17 protein-coding genes are annotated in these 17,552 nt (G+C 35.3%); 11 read left to right on the top strand and 6 right to left on the bottom strand.

Translation table 11 applies throughout. The annotated features are described in order from the left end of the window. Positions 1–9 precede the first annotated feature (9 nt). From ACWNMY_RS17380 to ACWNMY_RS17390, 3 genes are all read left to right on the top strand, one after another. On the top strand, positions 10–1,113 hold the full coding sequence (locus ACWNMY_RS17380) for a glycosyltransferase family 4 protein (protein WP_449539513.1): 1,104 nt from the start codon (positions 10–12) through the stop codon (positions 1,111–1,113). Then, positions 1,091–1,873 (top strand): HipA family kinase, encoded by a 783-nt coding sequence (locus ACWNMY_RS17385; RefSeq protein WP_449539514.1) that lies wholly within the window; start codon positions 1,091–1,093, stop codon positions 1,871–1,873. The genes ACWNMY_RS17380 and ACWNMY_RS17385 overlap by 23 nt, the downstream gene beginning before the upstream one ends. A gap of 223 nt (positions 1,874–2,096) precedes the next feature. Continuing rightward, positions 2,097–2,846, top strand: a complete 750-nt coding sequence (locus ACWNMY_RS17390; RefSeq protein ID WP_449539515.1) for a hypothetical protein — start codon at positions 2,097–2,099, stop codon at positions 2,844–2,846. A gap of 143 nt (positions 2,847–2,989) precedes the next feature. Here ACWNMY_RS17390 and ACWNMY_RS17395 read toward each other — a convergent pair whose 3' ends face one another. After that, entirely contained in the window at positions 2,990–3,784 is a 795-nt protein-coding gene (locus ACWNMY_RS17395) for a hypothetical protein (RefSeq protein WP_449539516.1), read from the bottom strand. Between the two features lie 119 nt (positions 3,785–3,903). Continuing rightward, positions 3,904–4,614: a BMQ_0737 family morphogenetic spore coat protein gene (locus ACWNMY_RS17400; RefSeq protein ID WP_449539517.1), complete on the bottom strand. Its 711-nt coding sequence runs from the start codon at positions 4,612–4,614 to the stop codon at positions 3,904–3,906. Between the two features lie 165 nt (positions 4,615–4,779). On the opposite strand from ACWNMY_RS17400, the gene ACWNMY_RS17405 reads away from it, so the two are divergent. Next, positions 4,780–5,106 (top strand): hypothetical protein, encoded by a 327-nt coding sequence (locus ACWNMY_RS17405; protein ID WP_449539518.1) that lies wholly within the window; start codon positions 4,780–4,782, stop codon positions 5,104–5,106. Positions 5,107–5,416: 310 nt separating this feature from the next. Here ACWNMY_RS17405 and ACWNMY_RS17410 read toward each other — a convergent pair whose 3' ends face one another. After that, positions 5,417–6,388, bottom strand: a complete 972-nt coding sequence (locus ACWNMY_RS17410; RefSeq protein WP_449539519.1) for a BMQ_0737 family morphogenetic spore coat protein — start codon at positions 6,386–6,388, stop codon at positions 5,417–5,419. A gap of 229 nt (positions 6,389–6,617) precedes the next feature. Here ACWNMY_RS17410 and ACWNMY_RS17415 point away from each other — a divergent pair, with 229 nt between their 5' ends. The 3 genes from ACWNMY_RS17415 to ACWNMY_RS17425 all read left to right on the top strand — a co-directional run bounded on the left by ACWNMY_RS17415 (position 6,618) and on the right by ACWNMY_RS17425 (position 9,641). Further along, on the top strand, positions 6,618–7,058 hold the full coding sequence (locus tag ACWNMY_RS17415) for an S-Ena type endospore appendage (RefSeq protein ID WP_449539520.1): 441 nt from the start codon (positions 6,618–6,620) through the stop codon (positions 7,056–7,058). Positions 7,059–7,144: 86 nt separating this feature from the next. After that, on the top strand, positions 7,145–8,245 hold the full coding sequence (locus ACWNMY_RS17420) for a glycosyltransferase (RefSeq protein WP_449539521.1): 1,101 nt from the start codon (positions 7,145–7,147) through the stop codon (positions 8,243–8,245). A gap of 241 nt (positions 8,246–8,486) precedes the next feature. Then, positions 8,487–9,641, top strand: a complete 1,155-nt coding sequence (locus ACWNMY_RS17425) for a hypothetical protein (protein ID WP_449539522.1) — start codon at positions 8,487–8,489, stop codon at positions 9,639–9,641. Between the two features lie 60 nt (positions 9,642–9,701). Here ACWNMY_RS17425 and ACWNMY_RS17430 read toward each other — a convergent pair whose 3' ends face one another. Beyond that, a complete protein-coding gene (locus ACWNMY_RS17430) occupies positions 9,702–10,979 on the bottom strand; it encodes a nucleotide sugar dehydrogenase (RefSeq protein WP_449539523.1) in 1,278 nt (425 codons plus the stop codon). A gap of 212 nt (positions 10,980–11,191) precedes the next feature. On the opposite strand from ACWNMY_RS17430, the gene ACWNMY_RS17435 reads away from it, so the two are divergent. The 4 genes from ACWNMY_RS17435 (at position 11,192) to ACWNMY_RS17450 (ending at position 15,092) form a co-directional block, all read left to right on the top strand. Beyond that, the gene (locus ACWNMY_RS17435; protein WP_449539524.1) at positions 11,192–12,175 is read left to right on the top strand and encodes a glycosyltransferase family protein; all 984 of its coding nucleotides are present in this window, start codon (positions 11,192–11,194) and stop codon (positions 12,173–12,175) included. Positions 12,176–12,322: 147 nt separating this feature from the next. Then, positions 12,323–13,036, top strand: a complete 714-nt coding sequence (locus tag ACWNMY_RS17440; protein ID WP_449539525.1) for an acyltransferase — start codon at positions 12,323–12,325, stop codon at positions 13,034–13,036. After that, on the top strand, positions 13,033–14,136 hold the full coding sequence (locus tag ACWNMY_RS17445; RefSeq protein ID WP_449539526.1) for a DegT/DnrJ/EryC1/StrS family aminotransferase: 1,104 nt from the start codon (positions 13,033–13,035) through the stop codon (positions 14,134–14,136). Before ACWNMY_RS17440 ends, ACWNMY_RS17445 begins: the two co-directional genes overlap by 4 nt. After that, entirely contained in the window at positions 14,136–15,092 is a 957-nt protein-coding gene (locus ACWNMY_RS17450; RefSeq protein ID WP_449539527.1) for a Gfo/Idh/MocA family oxidoreductase, read from the top strand. The genes ACWNMY_RS17445 and ACWNMY_RS17450 overlap by 1 nt, the downstream gene beginning before the upstream one ends. A gap of 295 nt (positions 15,093–15,387) precedes the next feature. Here ACWNMY_RS17450 and ACWNMY_RS17455 read toward each other — a convergent pair whose 3' ends face one another. Both ACWNMY_RS17455 and ACWNMY_RS17460 read right to left on the bottom strand, forming a co-directional pair. Next, a complete protein-coding gene (locus ACWNMY_RS17455) occupies positions 15,388–15,972 on the bottom strand; it encodes a class I SAM-dependent methyltransferase (protein WP_449539528.1) in 585 nt (194 codons plus the stop codon). 524 nt (positions 15,973–16,496) lie between these two features. After that, positions 16,497–17,426, bottom strand: a complete 930-nt coding sequence (locus ACWNMY_RS17460) for a glycosyltransferase (RefSeq protein WP_449539529.1) — start codon at positions 17,424–17,426, stop codon at positions 16,497–16,499. Positions 17,427–17,552 lie beyond the last annotated feature (126 nt).

Below are 17,552 nucleotides of genomic sequence, written 5' to 3' on the forward strand. Positions count from 1 at the left end.
AGGCTAATCTTGAAGGTTTTAGTAATTTGGCGCTTATTGACTGTAGGAGGAGTTAACGCAGGCTGGCGGAATCGGGCTGTTTATTTTAAGAAATATGGAATTGAAACAGACTTTATGTATGTAAAAGACCTTGGTGGCATGCACATTATGGAAGATGTTGCGACCGTTTATTTAACAGATAACAAACAAGAAATTGTAGAAATCATTCAAAAGAATAACTATGACGTGATCATTGTTTGTGATACAAAAAAGGGATATAAATGGATAAGAAAAGCAAAGTATAAAGGTCCATTATTAATTGAGGCACGGACCCCAGAAATAATCAAACTCCAGAGACATCTTCCAGACTTTGATGAAGTTAAACCAGATCGTATAGTCGTTCCGTCTCACCACCAGAAGCGCTTAGCTTCAATATTAATTGATACTGAGGCGCCATATGAGGTTATTTATAACGGAATTGATACGGACTTCTTTAAGCCACTTCGTCCTGATGAGATACATGTAGATAAGGATCCAATTGTCCCAATTGGAAAAAAAGTAGTTGCCTATATTGGTAGATTAGATGGGCGCAAAAACTGGAAGTTATTAATGGAAATTAGTCATCTCATCAATAGTGAACGCGACGACATAGAGATTTGGATTATTGGTGGAGCAAATAGTATTCAACGTGATGAATTTGAGGTCTATTGGAAAGAACATGGATTAACCGATATTGTGAAGTGGTATCCCGTTATCCCTTACCAAGAGATGCCACATATGTATTCAAAAATAAAACAATCAGGTGGCTGCACGATTGCAACAACTAAAGGTGAGTCCTTTGGAAACACCTTTATTGAATCAATGGCTTGTGGAGTACCAGTCGTAGCCCCAGGAATTTCATCCATCCCGGAAATAGTCGAAGATGGCAAGACGGGATTGTTATATATGGAAGAAAATGCAAGGGAAGCAGCAAAAAAAATCTATCAGATTGTTGATTCTCCTGAGTATTATCAAACATTATCGCAGAATGCCAGACAAAGAGTAGAATCAACTTTCTCCATCTCAACATGTGCAGAAAGCTATGTTAGATTACTTCAAGAATTGACTGGAGGTGACGGACATACAACCGACTAACTATCATCAATTATTTGAAGGAAAATCCAATAATGCACATTTGTTCTCCTTTGATAACGGTAAACAATATATTGTTAAGTTTTTTAAGGAAGGGCAAGAAAAAATATTGTTCAATGAATGGATTGGCTATTCAATTGCACGTTATTTACAGCTCCCTGTCCCACCCAGTCGATTTGTACAAATTCCGCAATCTTATTATAGTGAGCTAACAGACGGAGAGTTGATTAAATACACCAATACACAGTTTGCGACTGAATATATTCCTAATTGTCAAAATGCTCACGAACTACCTTCGCCGAAAGTGATAAACCAAAAACAGCTTGCCGGTATCATCATTATGGATTACTGGCTCTATAATCTAGACCGTACTAGGAAAAATGTACTCTTTAAGGAAACCTCCGCAGGAAACCACTATTTGTATATTATTGATCATGCTGACTTATTTGGCTCGTTTGCTTGGGATAGTAATCACTTATCGACCTATTGTAGAAAGCTCATGAAAAGTGCGACACATGAAATGATTGCAAGCTTTATTCAGGAAGAAAAAGACTTCTATGACCAATTATCCATCATTCAAGCGATTCCTATCCACCTATTAAATGAAATTGTTGCATTCACTCCAGATGACTGGGGGATTTCGGAAGAGGATAAAAACAGAGTTGTCGATTATTTAGTGTGCCGTCGAGATATGGTCCTTCCAAAACTAATCCGCGATTTTATTAAGACTAGATATCGCCCTCTGCATTCTTCGACTCCGTAAAAGGACAGCTCACTATGCTGTCCTTTTATATTGTTTAGGAAATGATAAAAATCAACCTTGTAGACAAGTTGTAAATGAGTTTATCTACATCCAGCTCCAGCGCCTAGCCCCTCGAGGATGTGCTGACGTCCGCGTTTGCCACAAGACGTGGCAGCCTTACGTTCACTACCAAGGCGCTTGCGCTTTTGTTAGTCTCTCATTCTCACATATAGGAGGAATTGACGTGGATTCGTATAGAAAGGTAACCATTGGTGACTCAAAAAATGTCATGTATGTAAATGAAAAGACCAATAAAGGGCGGCAATTAATAGCTTGTCATGGGATTGTCCAACCTAAAGTAGCTGATGTGTGGCAAGCCGCTTCTCTTCATTTTTCCCCTGAATTGGTCTTAGATCTAGGCGTAGGCTATGGGGATATATTGTTTTCAACTGACTATCATAAGAATGCAAAAGTTATTGGATTTGAGGAACAAGAGGAATATGAAGCCTATCACAATCGATCAAAGGCTGAGCATTCTAATGGTGATCAAATTACGTTTATATATGGTAATGGTGTACGAGCAGGGCTTGACTCTTTAAAAACCGATGTTGAACAGATTAATAGACTTTTATTTAAGATAAATGTAAATGGAAATGAGCCTGAAGCCTTAAAAGGGCTTGAGCCGCTGATTAAAGGATGTAATGAGGTAGTAGGTATACTTGATTTTAATAGTATCTATCTCAACGACTCTAGTAAAAACATTGATGAATACCTCACTTATTTAGATAACAAATTTGATGTATATGTACTTAAAACTTCAACGAAACTCATAAAATTACTACCATTGTCGTTCCCCATTCTAAAACGAACATTTAAGAAACCTTATATAGTCACAGACTTTCTACTAGTTTCCAACCCAAAACTAGTAAATCTATTAGGATTTCGAAGATCACGGAACTATTTAGATAGAGGGTATTACTATATAAAAGAATAAAAGGCATTATGGAAAAAATCCGCTTATGCTTCATCATAGCTATGAAGGACAATTCAATTTATCTCATGAAAATGTCCTTCATGCACCATGCCTCGACTAATGATTTAAGGTTCAGTAAGAAACTCTTCCAACAAAATAGCTTCTTAATAGTTGACGATAATTTTGTTAAGAGAGAAGGTACCTTTTGGAATCTCCTTGCTATATACAAATCCATCGACAACAACGGATTGACTATCTTCAGTCTTTAACAGGGTAAGATCAAATTGAGGAAAAACAATTGTTTGGTTGGGCTTTAGCGGGTCTGGATCTACATACTTTATCCAATACTCCCCATTCTCTTTTAATTTTTCTTGCCAGTTTTCATGTAAAAATACCCAATCGATTTCCGCATCATGAAGGTTTTGAGACTTCTTTGTAGCTATTTTTCCACTTAATGTTCCTGCATCTATTGGGCTAACTTTGATACAAACAATAATATCCTTCAATTCCTTCGTACCCGTATTTTTAATAATAAAATCTCCTATAACTGTTATGTCAGACTCTTCTTCTCCAATAGGTAGGAGGAGAGAATAAGCGAAATAGGCTTGAATACTTGGATATGTTTCAATTGGCTTCGCTTCGCTCTGCCCTTTAAAAGGAGGCTTAGCAGCAACAACTTTCTTCTGGAGGTTAGTTGATCGCCTTTTTTCTTCCTCGAGCTCAACCTCTAATTGTAGAAGCTTATCTTTTAATACATGAATTTCCTTTTGGTATACCTCAACTTGTTGCTCTTCTACTGTATATAACTTCTCTTGTAGGTATTGATTTCGAATTTTTTCCTTCTCAATGTTGGATTGTAGGGATTTAATCTTATGTTCATAGGATACAATTTCAGATTGATAATGAATGATACGTTGTTTGAGTTGAATGGTTTCGTCTTGGGTTCTTTTTGCATTCACATGAATCCCTCCTCTCTTTTACAAGTTATGTAAAAAGACTCAAATTTGTGTTTTTGTACCATGAAATAAAATAAGCTAGACTGCTGATGGCTCAGGCAGTCTAGCTTAACCAGTTCTTCTTAGTGCGCTGGAAAAACTTCTGGACATTGTGGAGGGAATTTTTCTGTTGGACATATTACTACATCTTCTAGAATTTCTTCACGAGGCTGACAGTGTCTAGCTTCAATTTCAAGCTTCACATCTGCTTCTGTTTGAACTTCTAGGCAAAGTGTAAGGTTAATGTCTAACTGTTGGATATCCTCTTCACAAATTAACGTAGCATCACATTCAGCTAATGATACATGTACGTTAAGTTCTGTTCCTTCAGGAGCACATAATAAGAATGTTTGAGTTGTTACGAATGGAATTGGTGTTTTTGTCACGCATACAACATCGTCCATATCGTCTAGGATTTCTACAGTAATAAATCCTCTTATTAGAGTTTTTACTCGTTGTAATGTTACTTGATCACCATTCGGTAATGTCACCGTAACTGGTTGACGTTGCCCAATTTCTTGAACCTTAATTTGGTTATCATCTTGGAAACCAGTTTCAATTGGATTACCAAATTTATCACTTAAGAAGCAATTAACTGTGACATCATCAAATTGTTCTAATACAGTACAAAGTTCTTCTAAAGTGCGTTCAGTTTGACCATTACATTTGAATTTTACAGGAAGATTGTCTGTGAATGAAAGGTTTACGTCAATTTGACGGGTTATCCAGTCGTAAATTTTTCTTGTCAGAATGCAAACTCGTTCTGTGTCTCTGTCTTTATGCTTAAAACCCACTTGTGTGTTCCTCCTTTTTGTTGTAATAACCCTTGGGTATTGGGGCTACTGTATAGTATGTATAAACTAGTCAAGTGTGCTGTGACATTAGCGGAATTTTACTCATATGATATTTAGAAACAGGGATCCTTTATATATAAAGGTAGTATTTTAGGAGGGATAAAAGTGAATAGAATTTCTAGTAATCCAGTTTTCTTGCAGCAAAAAATCATCCACTTGCAGGCAGAGTTAGCAAAATTTAAATCGATAAAAAAGGAAAAGTTACTATTTGAAAATCAGCAGCTACGTGAACATATTAAACAATTACATTCTGAGAATGAACTACTAAAAAAACAGCTAGCCACAACTCAAGTAGCAGAACAAACTGCCCCTGTGAAACGACCAATACCAACAAATAAAAAACAAACTTCACGACCAAACAAAGGAGATTCCGAAACGCTAGCGAATGGATGGTTTATTAGCAATCTCATCCATGAACGCAGCAAAAAATAAGCAGAACGTGGAAAACATTATTCACCGAAGGGACATATACTACCAATATACCAATAAATGGAGGAATATGTATGAACAATAATAAAAAGAACAATCCTTCAGGTGCAAAGGTTTTTTCTTCCTCGAATAAAACTAAACCCCAAAAGAAAAAGTCTGGTGGCTGTGGGTGTAAGAAAGTAAGATAAATAAGAAAATAACCTCTCATCAAAGTTAGATTTTGATGGGAGGTTTATCTTGTAATAAGGTGAACTAAAACATTTAATGGAAACAAATAAAAAAATAAAAAGGAGTTTCGCCGGGAACTCCTTTTTTAGATGGGTACTAATGGACAATCTCCTAGTAGCTCTTGAGGGGGACAAGTGGTTGTATCTTTGATTTCTTCTCTTGGGTTACATACGTCACCAATTACTTCTACTTTTACTTCTCCAATAACCTGGATACTTTGACAAATCTGAATAAAGATTTGTATCTTCACGCAGTTTGCAACCTTTTTAGGCTGTGGAAGTATCTTTACTTTACATTCAAAGTCAGTGACTTTACATTCAAGCTTTGTTCCGTCTGGGGCACATAGATGAAATGTTTCATATTCTAAAAATGGGAAGGTACATACCATGCAAACTTTATTTTTTGAATTTAGCAATTTTACTGTAACATACCCTGACTTCAGAACGGTTATTTTTTGAAGGGTAACTTTTTTCCCATTTTGAAGTGTGATTTCAACGTTTTGTCTAGGGTACTCTTCAGTTTGTTCTTCACACGTAATTGACTCAGGATTATATGGATCCAGTGGATTTCCATTCTCATCAGATAGGAAGCAAATGGCATTCTTTAAATCCACTTCACATTGTTCTTCCTCATGAGTGTAGTGGATTTTTAACTCAAATTCTCCACAGCAACAACTATCGGAATGCTTTCCATAACACTGAACCTCAATGCTTTTAACCTTCCCTATTGTTCCACAAAAGGATTGGCCCTGACAAATGGAATTGATTCTTTCGCCATTTACAAAAATATCTAATTTACAACCGCAAGAGGAGGTTAACTTTATCTTTACTGTTGCTGTAACATAATCAATCCCGTACCCTTGCCAAAGTAGTGTTTTGGAGGAGGAACCGCATTTAACTTTAAAATCACAACAAATGCAGTCCTTAAAATGATCTCTTTTATGAGGAAATGAAATAACCTCTTTTTCTTTAATATGGACAATTCTATTAACCCAATCAAACACTTTTTTTGTTCGGATACAGTGTTTCTTATTATTTTGAAGTTCTAATAGCTGCAAGTATTGCTACCTCCTTTCGTTCAGACTGGTCTTTTTATTATATGGCTACTGACCATGATTTGTACTAGGCAAAAGATTCAACTGGTTTTGAAATATCTTGTAATTTTAGAAATGTTAGATAAATTGGTGAAAAACACTTTTTATTAGCAAATATAGTATATAAGCCGTTTCAAATTATACGAAGTTGAAATACAAATATATGGATTAAACTTTGTAGGAGGTGCTAATATTGGGAAAATGTCATGATTCTTGTGATTGCAATGACTGTTGTGGTAAGCATAAGGATAAAAAGGAATCCTGTGACTTTGTAAAAGACAAACTTTGTTGTGAATGGTGTATACCACGGGGGCAAGCACAAAATGTTTATGTTGCTGCGGGAGTAAATGTATTTGCATCAGGTTTCATTTCTGTAAACTGTACGGGAGATAGCAATGTTACTGTACGATTTTTTAGGGATGATACTCCAGTTGGTGGTCCATTTGGTGTATTTGAAGGAAGCTGTATGACATTTACAGCTGCAAACTTCAATAGAATAGAAGTTTTCTGCCCAGCTGGACCAGGTAGTGTTCCGAATGGAGATGACGACTTCTGTTCAGGTAAAATCTGTATTACTCCACGCTATCAGGTAAAATGTGACTCTCATGATCATGAGGATTGCGGCTGTCACTAAATTTGATTTTACGGGTATTGATTTGTATAAATCATGCCCGTACTTATTTTTTGAGAAAGTATTTAATAGGTTGGGAGGTACAATATTTGATCACTATTAGTTTATGTATGATTGTGAAGAATGAAGAGGCGACTTTATGGAATTGCTTAGATTCTGCCAAAAATATTGCAGACGAAATAATAATTGTAGATACAGGTTCAACAGATCGTTCAAAGGAGATAGCAAGGGAATTTACAGATAAAATATATGATTTTGAATGGATTGGAGATTTCGCACCTGCAAGAAACTATTCCTTTAGCCATGCGACTAAGGATTATATCTTATGGTTAGATGCTGATGATGTTTTATTTGAAGAAGATCAGAAAAAATTTCTAGAACTAAAGAAAAACCTAGATCCGTCTGTAGATTCTGTTTCGATGATTTATAATTATGGATTCGATCAATATGGAAATGTAACTTTAAGCTTTAGGAGAAATCGATTAGTTAAAAGAAGCAAAAACTTTCAATGGTACGGAGATTGTCATGTGTATTTACAGGTGGCTGGAAAAATACTTGATACTGACATTTGTGTGTCCCACAAAAGAGTCCATCATTCTACCGGAAGAAATTTAGCCATTTATGAAAGTAGGATTGAACGTGGGGATAATTTTAGTCCTCGTGATTATTATTATTATGCAAATGAACTTGATGAAAATGGGCATACCGAGAAAGCGATTGAAAACTATACCATTTTTTTAAGTATGAAAGATGGCTGGGTAGAGGATAAAATCGCTGCATGTGGAAGATTAGCAGACTGTTATGGAAAAATAGGTAATTCAGAAAAACAAAAAGAAGCTCTTTATAAATCGTTTGAATATGATGTGCCGCGTCCTGAGATCAGTTGCAAATTAGGTTATTTATTGAGAAGTAATAAAAAATATAAAGCCGCGAAGTTTTGGTATGATACAGCTGTCAATTTTATAAGACCAAAGGAAAATTGGGGATTCTTTAATGAAGCCTATACAACATGGGTACCACATTTAAATCTATGTGTATGTTATTACTATTTAGGAGAATATGAGAAAGCATATTACCATAATGAGATTGCTAGAAAATATCGTCCAGAAGATGAGAGTGTGATAAATAATAAAAAGTTGTTAGAAGTGAAATTATCTATTAAACAAGATGAAAGTAATGTTAAGGCATAGGTAAATACTTATGCCTTTTACATATTCAAAAATTATTTTTAAATAAGGCAATCTTATATTTTTCTTTTAAACTTCTTTATTGGTTATCTATTCCACCCTTGAGGGTTAAGATTAGGAATGCTTTACATAAGAAAAAAGTCCATTTTTTAAATAATACTTGTTTAACTAGTTAAACGCCGATACAAGCTCGAGCCTTTTTCAATAGATTATAAGGAAACTAATTGAAAGAGGTGAAAATAAATTGTCAGGTATTAGATTCCATGATGATCACGATGATGATTGTAAGTGTTCAAAATGTTGTATAAGTGGTCCTAGAGGTCCAAAAGGTAAACGTGGTCCAACTGGCCCACCTGGCCAAACGGGTCCAACAGGTCCAACGGGAGCAACAGGAGCGACAGGAGCAACGGGAGCAACAGGAGCAACAGGTCCAACAGGTCCGACAGGTCCGACAGGTCCGACAGGAGCGACAGGAGCGACAGGAGCGACAGGAGCAACAGGAGCGACAGGTCCAACAGGTCCGACAGGTCCGACAGGAGCAACAGGAGCGACAGGAGCAACAGGTCCAACCGGTCCGACAGGTCCGACAGGAGCGACAGGAGCAACAGGTCCAACCGGTCCGACAGGTCCGACAGGAGCGACAGGAGCGACAGGAGCAACAGGAGCGACAGGTCCAACAGGTCCGACAGGTCCGACAGGAGCAACAGGAGCGACAGGTCCAACGGGTCCAACGGGTCCAACAGGAGCAACAGGAGCAACTGGGGCAACAGGAGCAACAGGTCCAACGGGAGCAACAGGTCCAACCGGGGATAGAGGTCCAACAGGTCCAACCGGGGAATGCGATTGCCCAACTTGTGACTGCTGTACGGAAGGAATGACAGAAGTATTACAAACTTTAATTAATTTACCAGGAGATGTTGAAGTACGTATTAGAACCGTAGATCAAACAGGTCCTGGAGAAGGAGATAATAATTTTATTCTTCAATCTATTCAAAATGGTTTTGTGGTAGTAGGAACTGTTCCGGGTGGTGGAGGAACACGAACAAATGCAGCTTTTCCTATATGTAATGTTGTAGGAATTAATGCTACTACTGGCACAAATCTAGCAGCATTAAATACTGTTACTCTACCTCCAGCTGTAGATACCTGTGATTGTTGTGAAGAGTCAGTAAGAGAATTTTTAACACGATTAATTGGTCAAAGTATAGATGTTGATACTACTGGTTCGGGTATGTTTAATAATTTACAAAACGTATTCATTCGAACAGCAGCTGATATTGGCCAAGGAGTTGTGAGATTTACTCAGAACAACAGTGCGACTACTCCAGGTGAAGTTTGGATCGTTAGTTTGTGTGAAGTATCAGCTGTTCAACAGTTTACTTTACCTCCAACACCATAAAATTCATAATCATAAAAATAGAGCTGATTTCAGCTCTATTTTTATGATTATGAATAGAAATTAGTTTATTCCTATCCCACTATAAATCATCCCAAGATTCTCAATCTCAGTTTTATTTAATACATTTCTACCATCTAATATTAACTTGCAATTCTCAAATTCTGCAAAATTGATACCCCTAAATTCATCATGGAATGCCTGCACAATAATGGTATTAATCGTTTTTGTATCTATTTTAGAAAAGGGGGTAACGTTGTATGAAAAAATTTCCTCTGGGGTAAAAAAAGGATCATCAACAATAACATTTGCTCCCTTCTTTTTTAATTCGTGAATGAGTAAATGTGTTGTTGACCTGGTTGCTTCCTTAACATTTTCACGAAATGATAGTCCCAATATTAATATGTTTGCTTGTTTTATAGAAGGAAGAATTTCTTCTATTTTTGTCACAGCATATGATGCCATGCTGTCGTTAATTTTTCTAGATAGAGGCACTAAGCCTTCGTCTAGACCATTGTTTATAAAAAAATAGGGATATACAGGAATACAATGCCCCCCAACACCAACCCCCGGATTATGGATATTCGAAAATGGCTCACTGTTTGCAGCATTTATGACTTCTTTCATATTAACCCCGTATTTTTCACCAAAAACAGCTAATTCATTTGCTAAAGCTATATTAACGTCACGATAAGTGGCCTCGGCAACCTTTGTAAATTCCGCGGTCTCTAAAGAACTGACTTGTAACACTTCACACCCTATTGAATTCTTATAAAATTCTGTAGCTAATAACAAGCTTTTGTCATTAACGCCACTTACAATCTTTGGGTATGTTTGAAGGTCTTGAATTATTCGATTTGAATACACTCTTTCGGGACTATATGCTAAGTGAAAATCCTCTCCCATTTGTAAACCGGAGAGTTCCTCTATTTTTTTACCAAATCGGTTCCTTGTATCTCCCGTTGGAATCGTAGTCTCAAAGATAACGAGAGTATTCTTTTGAATCCCGTTCCCGATATCGTCTACTGCGGAATCGATATAGCGATAATCGATTTCGTTCTGATTATTAATTAATACTGGAACAATTACAACAACTATATCCGAATCTCTTACTGCTTCAGTTGTATTCGTCGTACACTTAAGCATTCCTTTTTGCTTTGCATTTTCTAAAAGTTCTTGAACTCCAGGTTCATTTTTAATATGTGATATCCCGTTATTTACTTGATTAATTACATTTTCATTTTTATCAGCACCGTAAACAAAAAAACTACCACTATTTGCAAATACTGTAGCTAAAGGTAGTCCAATCTTTCCAAGTCCCACAACAGTCACCTTTTTCATACTACATCTCCTCTATTCAATATTCAATTTCATAAGTAAATCAATTTTATTTAATATAGTATGCATGTTAGAAAGGTAAAAGTGTGTGTTTATTTATCAGGAATTAAAGGTAGTTATTGTTACGGAAGAAACTTTCCACAATTGTCCTATTCCGATTTTATAAGAGAATCATAAACTAAAAGTATCGTAAAAATAACAAGAGGTGTGATCCATTGGAAAAGATAAAAATACTAATTTTAGTAAGACCTTTTTGGAAAAATTACCCGAAACATAAACCTAAATTTGAGTCCCTTCAAGCGATCGAAAAATATGCAGACGTTCGATATTGGTATAATAATGGGAATATTGATGACATCATTGGTAGATTGAATTTTCGTCCTGACTTTATCATCCATTATGATATCGCTTGGGGATCTGCACTTTCTCCTAGTATCTCGGGGTTGAATAAAATTGATATTCCAAAGGGAGCTTTTGTAATAGATATTCATTACAATACTGGGGCAAGACGGAAATACTTTGTCAATAATAAAATAGATTTAATTTTTTCACTTACAAAAAGTGCCTTTCTAAAGACATATCCCGAATATAATGAAAAATTTAGATGGATTCCCTTTTCTATCAATCCAGATGTATGTAAAGATTGGCAATTAAATAAGGAAATAGATTACTTGTTAATGGGTGCTTTATATGATCCGGAGGGAAAGACTGCTAACTTATCAAAGACTGGAAAAGGCAAATATCCGTTTCGTGAGGAAGTTTTAATGAAAATGAGGCAGATGGATGGATTTGTTTTTCATCCACATCCTGGACACCAAGGAAAGCAAAAGCATGGCACATATCTTAATGAGATGTATGCAAAGGAATTAAATCGTTCCAAAATCTTTTTTACATGTGGGTCTAGCTTGAAGTATCCTGTTTTAAAATTTTTTGAAGCTCCAGCATGTAAAACCTTGCTTTTGGCAGAACCAGTTCCTGATATTCTCGATTTAGGGTTTGAAGATGGTGTGAATTTTGTTGCATGCGACAAAACCAATTTTTATGAAAAAGCTGAATACTATTTAGAAAATGAAGAAGAACGACAACGAATAACTGAAAATGGCTTTAACTTTATTCACAGCCAACATACGAATGATGTGCGGGCACAGGAAATAGTAACTTATATTAAGGAATACATTGAAAATGGTCGAATGGATTAAATTCGGCCTATTTTTCTTTTTACCTACCAAATGTCTATACCCTTTCTATTATTGTTTCATACGAATAAAGAGAATATAATGTCTTATTTATGGGACCTCTTAAGCGTGACAAAGACTTACAAGGTTAAATAGAAAAGAGGGATAAAATTGTTTGAAGAAAGCTTAATACCGAATAATGCTATTATTGGTGCAAATGTCATCATTGAAGAGGGAGTTAAAATTGGAGAAAACGTTATCATTGGCCATAATAGTGTTATTTTAAAAGGTACCTCTATAGGTGATAATTGTAAAATTGGAGCAAATTGTGTGTTAGGTATACAACCAAGTGGAAATGCCAAGATGCGAAAAGTTGGTCAAACCTCCCAACAATTATTTATACATCCAAATGTCAGTATAGGAAATCTTGTTTCGATATATTCATGTTCAGAAATAAATGAGGATGTTTTTATTGGGGATCATGCAAGTATCCGAGAAAATGTCACTGTTGGGAGTGGCTCTGTAATTGGAAGAGCTGCAATTGTCGAGTTAAACACGAAAATTGGTAAAAATTGTACCATTCAAACACTTGCCTATGTAACAGGTGATACGATTATTGAAGACAATGTATTTATTGGCCCCTGCGTCTCAATGTCAAATGATAAGTACATGGGAGCAAAGGATTTTACATTAAAAGGACCTCATATAAAAGAAGGGGCAAAAATTGGAAATAATGCATCATTGTTACCAGGAATAACAATTGGAAATAATGCGATTGTTGGTGCGGGTTCTGTTGTTACAAAGGATATTCAAGATCATCTTGTTGTTGCAGGTGTCCCGGCTAACATATTAAGTGTGGGGCATAACGGGGGAATAGATCAATGAATATACCAATGGTTGATTTAACGGAGGAACTAAAATTATTAGGAAATACAATTAAAAAATCAGTGCTGGAAGTCATAGACAGTGGGTCTTATATTCTTGGTGAAAAAGGGAGGAATTTTGAAGAACAGATTTCAGTATATCTTAATGCAAAATATTCAGTTGGCGTAGCAAATGGTTCAGATGCTCTTATTTTGGCATTAGAAGCACTCGACATAGGACCTGGGGATGAAGTGATTACCACACCATTTACATTTTTTGCAACCGCAGAAATGATTGCAAGAGTGGGTGCCACACCTGTTTTTGTTGATATCGAACCACAGACTTACAACATTGACCCTGAAAAAATTGAAACAGCAATTACTGATAAAACAAAAGCGATTATGGTAGTACACCTATTTGGAAAAGCAGTAAATATGGATCCCATAATAGAAATTTCCAAAAGGCATCAATTGAAAATAATCGAGGATACCGCACAAGCTATTGGAACTGTATATAAAGGACAAAAAGTCGGACAAATCGGAGATGTCGGTTGTTTTTCTTTTTTTCCATCTAAAAATCTTGGTGCATTCGGAGATGCGGGTTTAGTGGTTACTAACCAGAAAGATGCCTATGAAAAATTAAGCTGTTTACGTAATCATGGTAGTATGGAGCGGTATATTCATTCTTACATTGGAGTCAATAGCCGATTAGATGAGATACAAGCTGCTATATTAATAGAAAAACTAAAAATGCTTGAATTCTTTTTAGATAACAGACGAGAAATTGCTAATAGATATACCTTAGAATTATCAAAAATAGTCAAAACTCCTCCAATGATAAAAGACCGTTCACACACATTCCACCAATATTGCATCCAAACAGAAAAACGTGATGAATTAATGGATTACCTTATCAAAAAGGGAATTGCTTCTTCTATATATTATCCAATTCCTCTGCATTTACAAAAAGCATTTCAATACCTGAATTATCAAATTGGTGATTTTCCTATAAGCGAAAAGTCTGCTAAAGAAATAGTTGCCCTCCCAATTTTTCCAATGATGAACGAATCCCAACAAGAATATATAATTTCAGCGGTAAAAGAATTCGAAGGTGTTAAATGATGAGTTGTGTAAGAGTGGGGGTTGTTGGAGTAGGGAATATGGGATCATACCACTGCAATAAGTTAATGAATATCAATAATATTAAGTTTGTTGGTGTGTACGATGCCGATTTGGTAAAAGCAAGTTCAATAGCAAAAAAGTTAAATGTGATTGCGTTTGTAACATTTGAAGCACTACTGAAAAATGTAGATGCAGTAATTATTGCAGCTCCAACAAAATTTCATTTCAAATTGGCTGAAGAGGCAATCCAGCATGGGAAGCACGTTCTAGTAGAAAAACCTATTGCGGTTTCACTTGAAGAAACTAGTAAACTAAAACAACTACAAAAAGGTAAAGACATTATTTTACAAGTAGGGCATATTGAAAGGTTTAATCCAGTTATCCCTCAATTAAGGGAGATAGTGAATCCAGATAATATTATTTTTATAGAAGCGAAGAGAATTGGTTATTCTGGAAGATTAAAAGACGTAGATGTTATTTTAGATGTTATGATTCATGATATAGATATCATCCTTAGTCTCACTCAATCTCCAATTAGTGATATTTCTGCTGCAGGTGTGTGCCTAAATACGAAAGGGCATTATGACTATGTTACGGCACTCATAACCTTCGAAAATGGAATAGTTGCATCCTTAGTAGCAAGTGATGTCTCACAAGAAAAAGAACGAACATTAAACATTACAGAAAAAGAACGTATGATTAAGACTGATTTTGTAACAAAACAACAATTGATAGTAAAAAATACATCCGGTAAATCCATGCAGTATCCAACAGAATTAGTAATTGAGAATATCTCAATTCCTAATTCAGATCCATTATTTAATGAACTAGATCATTTTGTTGCTTGTATTCAGCAAAACAAAAGCCCGGAAGTTAGTTTGGTGGAAGGAGAAGCGGCTTTAGATGTTGCATTAAAAGTAAAAGCATACCTTCTTAAGCAAAACAAAATCAAATAAAGAACAACCAATTTCTTAAGGGAATTGGTTGTTTTTTTTATGAACTAGTAAAAAATCCATTTGTGGATAACTGTCGGTATTATGCTTATGGGGGGAGAGTTTCCCTCTCCTTAAACTCAATACTGATACCTTCGCTTCATAATCCCTATGGGAGTATTTATCCTCCTGGAAAATTCAGTTTGTGGGCACACTGGGTGATTTGTAAGTATCTCTGAAAAAGTTGGATGCACCGAATATGAGAAGATTTCAAGGGAAGAATATGGATTACTAGTTTGTCAGAAGGAAAAAAATAGTCTTATTTTTTAATCCCATGGCCTAGATAAATGATATTTCGCGTACTTATATGAAAAGCATAAATGTCCTTAATATCAATAACCTCACTATATCTTTGGGTAATATCGTTCTTATCTTGAAAATACCGAACATGACTTGCTGAATCAAAGTTTGGTACAGAGAATAAGACGTTTACTCCTTTTTTGATCTTGTTTAAAACAAGAATATCTTCTTTTAAGTGTTCTAGCACTTCATATATAATGATAGTATTATAATCCTCTTGAAAGATTTTAGAATTATATGCGTTATCTACATGAAACTTTTTATGCTCATAAGGATTTGTTTGCTGTGCTAATTTAATCGCTTCATCACTATAATCAAAACCTTTATATTCCTTAAACCCTTGATCAAATAGCATGTTTGCAAATTGTCCTACTCCGCACCCTATTTCTAAAATGTCTGGGCTTTCAATTTCCTTAATTATATCGATTGATTTCTTCCAAATTTCAAAATAAGGACTGGCCTGATAATGTTTCGCATACATTCCCCCCTTTTTATAAACATCATCATAAAAGTCTTTATCTTTTTCTTCCTTATTTACTTCCATTTAAATAAAACTCCCTTCTACCAATCAAAACTCATTAAGATTTCACCTTTATAATATATGTATAAGTAAAAGCTTTGGTTTATAATTTTAAAAGCTTTGGCTGTGCTATACATTATGTTAATATTTGACTGACTCTAAGAACGGTCGTGACCTTTTATTCTTCCGCATCAACCAGCACAGAATGGGATAGTGGGGAAGAAATATCAAACATAAAACTTATATGATTTTTGTGTGATCATCCAAATCGGAATCGTCTTAAAATTTCGATCCAAAGTCGTATAATATCGAGTGCCTGATACCCTGTACGGTAATGTATGACTGAACGTATCGGGGGTCAGGCACATTTATTATTAGGAACAATATATTTAAACCACATATAGTTTTTTTTATATCTTGCCTTCGTAACCAATACCAACGAGGTTTATCGCCGCTAGAAATTGAAGTGCAGGCTATTTAAGCAAGTATTAGAAATAAGGTTACAACCACATTGGATAATGTATTTAGTTTCATTCAATTTTCCCACATCACTTTTTCTGTTTTTCGATTATTTCTTTAATTTTTTCTACTAAAAACTCTGCCCGTGCCTTCGTAGAATGATGTTCCCTTATGAATTCATAGCCTGCATCGGTAATCTTTTGTCGTTCTTCCTCATGTTCTAGATAGTATTTCGCCTTTTCATAAAAATCAACTTCATTAATATCAACAAAATTTTTACCAGGTACAAATCCCAAATCCTCTATTTCCTTAGAGGTAGGAGCCATTAAGAGAGTTCGACATGCAGGTACTTCAAAATACTTCTTAATTGGATACTTTAGAATGGAATCACATGTAAAAAAAATTTTGGCCTGATTAATTTTCTTTGCATAATTTTCTCCTACTACTCTTCTTTTTTCATCAGCAGCTGTAAAGTTTCTGTAACCAGGATGCTTGTAATGTGTAAATCCATGTTCATTTTGCATTGTAGAAACGATTTTTTGCCGTAATGGGTATAATCTATCAATCTTACCTATTAATAAATAATCCATTGTCTTTGGTAGCTGATAATCTTTAAATACATCTGTATAGGCATGATGAGGAAACCAATACATTCTATCTTTTAAGGTTGGATATTTTCTTAGAAAAGAATCCCTTACAACTGGAAAAAGATACTGAATATTATTATCCATTATAAATCTTCCACGACCTCCTGCATTTTTATCAGGATCTTCAACCATAAGACCGAAGGGAATTGTAACATTCTTAATGCCACTTATTAAAGGAGCTGTCATTTTATCAAGATCATATAAAAGAATAAAATCAGGAGGAGTAGATAACTGTGAGAGAATATCCTGAATATTACCAGCTTTGTGCCAAAGTGATAGATTAGTTATTTTTGCAAGCTCTTTAGATAAGTAATAAGGTGATTTATCAATGTGTTGCGAACGATCATTTGTAATAAATAGTAAATTAATCATGGTCTATCCACCTTTTCTTAAAGTCTTTTATATTTGTATGTGGCCGTTCAAGAGGAAGTGTGGATGATAATATAAAAATGAGTATAGAGTCTAGCACGACAAGGCTTCTTTTGAATACCTTAATAA

The sequence above is a fragment of the Ferdinandcohnia sp. Marseille-Q9671 genome, assembly GCF_976954385.1.